Origin of the sequence: Lentilactobacillus rapi DSM 19907 = JCM 15042, assembly GCF_001436255.1 — a bacterium.
GTDB classification, from domain to species: domain Bacteria; phylum Bacillota; class Bacilli; order Lactobacillales; family Lactobacillaceae; genus Lentilactobacillus; species Lentilactobacillus rapi.
Genome location: NZ_AZEI01000031.1, coordinates 1 through 5,039, shown reverse-complemented (window position 1 = coordinate 5,039; position 5,039 = coordinate 1). Strand labels below are relative to the sequence as shown.

The 5,039-nt window shown below is 42.6% G+C and carries 4 protein-coding genes; all 4 read left to right on the top strand.

The window, feature by feature from the left end; translation table 11 throughout:
* The first annotated feature begins 38 nt into the window (after window positions 1-38).
* Window positions 39-809 carry a terminase small subunit gene (locus FD12_RS04935; protein ID WP_054748002.1) on the top strand — a complete coding sequence of 257 codons (771 nt, stop codon included), beginning with the start codon at window positions 39-41 and terminating at the stop codon, window positions 807-809.
* Window positions 806-2,128: a PBSX family phage terminase large subunit gene (locus FD12_RS04930; protein ID WP_054748000.1), complete on the top strand. Its 1,323-nt coding sequence runs from the start codon at window positions 806-808 to the stop codon at window positions 2,126-2,128. Before FD12_RS04935 ends, FD12_RS04930 begins: the two co-directional genes overlap by 4 nt.
* 180 nt (window positions 2,129-2,308) lie before the next feature.
* The gene (locus FD12_RS04925; protein WP_054747998.1) at window positions 2,309-3,808 is read left to right on the top strand and encodes a phage portal protein; all 1,500 of its coding nucleotides are present in this window, start codon (window positions 2,309-2,311) and stop codon (window positions 3,806-3,808) included.
* Window positions 3,729-4,712: a structural protein gene (locus FD12_RS04920; RefSeq protein ID WP_146985906.1), complete on the top strand. Its 984-nt coding sequence runs from the start codon at window positions 3,729-3,731 to the stop codon at window positions 4,710-4,712. The genes FD12_RS04925 and FD12_RS04920 overlap by 80 nt, the downstream gene beginning before the upstream one ends.
* Window positions 4,713-5,039: the final 327 nt, after the last annotated feature.

The following is a 5,039-nucleotide window of genomic DNA, read 5'->3' as shown; positions in this document are numbered from 1 at the left end:
GTACATAAATTTCAAGAATTGAGGTGTGGTGATATGTGATGGATTGGCAGGCAATTAGACATGAATACGAAACAACAGATTTGACGCTTAAAGAGATTGCTGGGAAGTTTGGTTGCAAGCCATCCACTCTCCGGTCTCATAAAAGTCGTGAAAAATGGCAACGCAACACTGAAATAAAAAGTGCAACGCAACATGCAACACGAAAGAAAAACGTTGCAACGCGTCCCAAAAGTGTTGCAAGCAAAAAAGCAGTTGAAAAAGTTGAACAGGCCGACTTGACTGATAAGCAGAAACTCTTTGCTCTCAATTATTTACAGAATCATAATGCCACTCAATCATACATTAATGCGTATCACGTTGACTACAAGACTGCAAATGTAGAAGGGCCAAAGAACCTTGTAAAGCCTAGTATTAGGAAGCTGCTTAATGAGCTTAAAAATCAGCAAATACAGGACTTGTATCTAACTGCCAATGACATCATTATTCAGTATGCCAAACAGGCTTTTGCAGACATTGGTCTTTACCTCAACTTCGGTAATAAGGATGAAGTTGATCCAGATACTGGTGAGCAATACAAACGATCGTATGTTTACTTCAAAGATAAGGATTCGGTTGATACTTCACTAATTAGCGAAGTCCACATTGGTCAGAATGGGGCGGTCTTGAAACTTTATGACAAGCAGAAGGCCATGGAAAAACTCCTGGAGTATCTGCCTGAGCCAACAAATGACAACCAATCTAAGGACAGCTTTTTGGAAGCTATCAAACAAGCCGCTAAGCAGATGCAAAAAGAGGATGATAAGTCATGAGAGTTCCACAGTTTCAATACTCACCATTCTCTATCAAACAATTGCAAGTTCTAGCTTGGTGGTTAGACCCCAAAGTTTATGACGCTGGATTAAGCCTCGATGAAGTTGAACAGCAACACCCTGAGTGGCTTAATCGGGAGGACAAAGAAGCCATCATTTGTGATGGTTCCATTCGTGCTGGCAAGACACTGATTATGTCGATGAGTTATGTTCTTTGGTCGATGACGAATTATGACCAGGAGCAGTTTGGAATTGCTGGTAAGACGATTGGCTCCTTGAGACGTAACGTAATCACACCTTTAAAGCGAATGTTGGAAGGACGTGGCTACAAGGTCCACGATAAGCGGGCTGATAATCTACTCGAAATAAGTTATGGATCAAGGATAAATTACTTCTACTTGTTTGGTGGCAAAGATGAAAGCAGTCAAGACCTCGTGCAAGGAGTAACGGCAGCCGGGTTCTTCTTTGATGAAGTTGCCTTAATGCCTGAATCATTTGTTAATCAAGCAACTGGTCGTGTGTCTGTTGATGGCGGTAAGCTATGGTTTAACTGCAACCCAGATGGGCCGTATCACTGGTTCAAATTGGAATGGCTGGATCAATTAGAGAAACATCGTGCGCTTCACATCCATTTCATAATGGATGACAATCCGTCATTATCTAAGGCAGTTAAGGATCGTTACTATCGGAGTTATTCCGGCGTGTTTTATCAACGCTTTATCTTGGGATTATGGGTTTTAGCGAATGGCATTATCTATGATAACTTTGATAAGAATACGATGGTGGTTAATGATCCGCCTAAGCAATATAGTAAATATTACGTTTCATGTGATTATGGCACGTTAAACCCCACAGTTTTCCTTTTGTGGGGCTTTTCTTTGGGGACTTGGTATTTAGTTAAAGAATACTACTACGACGGTCGTGCTAACGGTCAGGAACGGCAGAAATCGGATGATCAGTATGCTCATGACATGGTGGACTTTCTAAATGGTTTAAAACCTACGATTATCGTTGACCCATCCGCAGCTTCGTTCATTACCAAGCTTAGACAAATCGGTTATCACGTTGTTAAGGCGAATAATGACGTGCTTGATGGCATTCGTGTCATGCAGTCAGCCATGAATACAGGAAAGATTAAGTTCACACCTAATCTACCGAATGTATTCAAGGAGTTTGCCAGTTATATTTGGGATGATAAAGCGGCTGAGCGTGGCGAAGATAAGCCAGTTAAGCAGCATGATCACTCGATGGATGCTGGTCGGTACTTTTGCATGTACATGTTCCGTCCAAGAGCAACGATTGCCAGCTGGAAATTATAGGAGGTGCGGAATGGAGCCGATATGGATAAGGACAAATTCAAAAGGTCAAGTCAACATACTTTCCTTGGCTAACGCGACTTCTGACTTTCTACTTAATCAGTATGTTAAAAGAAACGTCTTAAATTATGAAGCTTTCCATAAGCTCGAGAATGAATTGATGCAACGGATTCAGCAAAGGAGGTGGTAACAATCGCATTACCAATTGAAGCAAGAGAATTAGATAACACATTCTTAGATAAAGTCCAGGTTACACATAATGGTATGTTTATTTTTCCAAGTGATGAGGAGATTAGTGGTGGCGATCTATTGGCGGTAATTGACTACCATCGCCTGCACATTCGTCCCAAATATCTTCGTGACCGGCGTTATTTTGAGGGGCAACATGATATCCTCAATCGTCCGCCCAAGGCTGCTTATAAGCCAGATAATCGGTTAATCATCAACTTCCCAAAGAAAGCAGTCACGTCATTTAATGGCTTCTTTATTGGCACACCAGTCAAGATTGACTCTCCAGATGATACGACGGATAAGACAATTACGAATTGGGAAAACATTAATAATTTCGAAGACATCTGTTCAGAAGTCTCCAAAGACAGTTCGGTCTATGGCCGGGCTTATTTTTATGTCTACCAAGATGAAAATGGTCAGCCATGTGTTATCAATTGTGACCCACTTAATACCTTCATTATTCACGATGACACGATGGCTCATCGACCTAAGTATGGCGTGCAGTATGTCTATGATAATCAAGGGATTATGCACGTTTCACTGATTGATGCCAAAGTTAACCGCACGTTGCTGATGAATGGTTCCAGTGCGAATTACTTTGATCAAGCAGCAGCTGTCGCCAATCCCTATCCAATCGAGCCGATCATCGAAGTTGCCGAAAATGATGAGCGCATGGGAATGTGTGAAGACATCTTTTCGCTATTTGACGCACTTGATAAAGCAATGTCAGAGAAAGCTAACGACGTTGATTATTTTGCCGATGCTTACTTGAAGATTATCAATGCGACGGTTAGTAAAGAAGCTCGCAAAGAAATGCGTGATAACCGAATCATTAACGCCATCGGTGATGATGCGAGTTCGGTTGACGTTGACTTCTTAGCAAAGCCAGATGCCGATGAAACGCAAGAACATTTGGTTGATCGCCTCGTAGATTATATCTATCAGATTGCCAATGTTACCAACATGAATGACGAGGCGTTTGCTGGTAATCCCAGCGGTGTCACTTTGAAACTCAAGTATCAGCCGATGAAAGACATGGCCGACACCAAGGCATTGAAGTTCAAAAAGGCTTTGCGAGATGTCTTCCAATGTGTATTCAGTGTTGTTGAGAAGACAGACGCCGATGCCTGGCAGCAGTTAGAGTTCAAGTTCACACAATCGGTGCCACAGAATCTATTAGAAGAAGCTCAAGCCGTCAGTTACTTGTATGGCAAGATCAGCAAGAAGACCTTGTACAGTCAGTTGCCATTTATTGATGATCCTGATGAAGAAATTAAGCAGATGCGAGCCGAACAGCAAGCTGATCAACAGCGGACGGGCAATTTAGTTCAACAGTACCTGACTGACCAGCAAAAGAATGGCGGTGATACGAATGCTAACAGCAAACCAGCAACGTCACCGGATAGCTCAGTTGATCAATCAGGACAACCAAACCGATCGACAAACGGATAAATACTATGACGAGGCTATGAGTTATATCAGGGAACATCTCATGGCATTTTATCAACAATACGCCGATGAAAATGGATTGAGCATACAACAAACTCAACAGCAGGTCTCGACATGGGATTTACAGGAGTGGCAGAGTGCGATCAACGAAATGCAAGTTGACAGCTCCTGGCCGCAAGAAGCTACTGACAGAATGAAAGTCTATGGCACAATTGCGGGACTTGATCGAGGCCACATGCTCACTGCTATCCTGGCGCTCGGCTTGATTCGATTAACTGTCAGGAACCGCAAGGCGACCAGCAAACGGATCGATGAAGATGCTACTCAAGAAATGACGCGCATGAAGAATGCGTTTAACTTAGATGAAATCCAAAGAAATCGATTAGTTCAAAAGGCTCAGGATTTGAAGAAGACGACCACTTATTATCCACATCAAACACCACGTAGTGTCATTACCAAACCGGAAACAACTCAGATATGGAGCAAGAAGATTTGGATTGATACCGACACCATGACAAATGACGTAGAGAATTTGGTCTACAAGCACTTGCAGAATGGAATGAACTTACAGGACTTACGTAATCTGTTAATGGGCCACGTGAATCCCAACCAGTTTAAACCTAATGCCAGCGTGGCTGACCGAGTGAAGCAGGCCCAATACCAAACCATGCGCATCGTCCGCAGCGAGTCATCACGAATGATCAATGGTATCAACATGGCAACGTATAAGATGCACGGCATCACACAAGTGGAAGTTGTTGGTGAACCGGGTATCTGTCAATACTGCCAAGGTATTGTCGACGCTAATCCATATAAGATTGACGACGCACCGCAGCCACCATTTCATCCGAATTGTCGGTGTGAGTTGGTACCTTACTTAGACGAACAGAAGAGCTTAGCATATTGATTCACAAAATAGCTGATAATTGCAAATTTGTAAGCTGAATGGTTTTCGACTTTGCAAATATTGGCAATATTTTAAAACTTTAATCAAATGACATCCGCAAGGGTGTCTTTTTTTGTACCCAAAAATGACCAGGCGTGGATGTCTTTAAAAGCTACGGACTAAAAGTGCAAGCATTGATCCACTTAAAAAGCTATGGGAAGGAGTTTTTACTATGAAATATTTTGATTTACCGATGAACTTGCAATTCTTCGCTGAAGACACTGGTAATGGCGGTGGTGGCGCAACCGGAGGTACATCTACTCCACCAGCTGCAAGCCAAACTCAGAC

What these genes read in the sequence shown, in the direction of transcription:
- FD12_RS04935 (WP_054748002.1), top strand. Translation starts at nt 39, where the DNA reads ATGGATTGGCAGGCAATTAGACATGAATACGAAACAACAGATTTGACG.
- FD12_RS04930 (WP_054748000.1), top strand. Translation starts at nt 806, where the DNA reads ATGAGAGTTCCACAGTTTCAATACTCACCATTCTCTATCAAACAATTG.
- FD12_RS04920 (WP_146985906.1), top strand. Translation starts at nt 3,729, where the DNA reads ATGCTAACAGCAAACCAGCAACGTCACCGGATAGCTCAGTTGATCAAT.